Source organism: Pseudomonas sp. E45-MNA-CIBAN-0222, assembly GCF_040310405.1.
GTDB lineage: Bacteria > Pseudomonadota > Gammaproteobacteria > Pseudomonadales > Pseudomonadaceae > Stutzerimonas > Stutzerimonas stutzeri_AC.
In genome coordinates this window covers 1-244 of record NZ_JBEOPU010000203.1, presented here as the reverse complement: position 1 = coordinate 244, position 244 = coordinate 1, and the positions used below count along the sequence as shown (strand labels likewise).

The window sequence follows — 244 nt, the reverse complement described above, 5'->3', positions numbered from 1 at the left end:
ATGCGGGCCTGATCCGGATCGGCGTGATCGAATCGATCGTGCACAGCTGGTTTCCCGCGCTGATGGCGCAACTGCGCGAGCGCTATCCGCGCCTCGACGTCGAGATCACGAGCGACACGACGCTGCATCTGATTCGCCTGCTCAGCACCGACGGCGTCGACCTGATCCTGCAGACCGACCCGGTGCCGGGCCCGGACTTCACGAACCTGCCGCTGTGCGAATTCCCGGTGCGCTGGGCCGCGAG

Annotated in this window: 1 protein-coding gene; it reads left to right on the top strand. The window is 66.8% G+C overall.

Annotated features, from left to right (window positions below; genetic code table 11):
• On the top strand, window positions 1-244 hold a 244-nt coding region (locus AAEZ08_RS23335), incomplete at both ends, for a LysR substrate-binding domain-containing protein (RefSeq protein WP_500125235.1).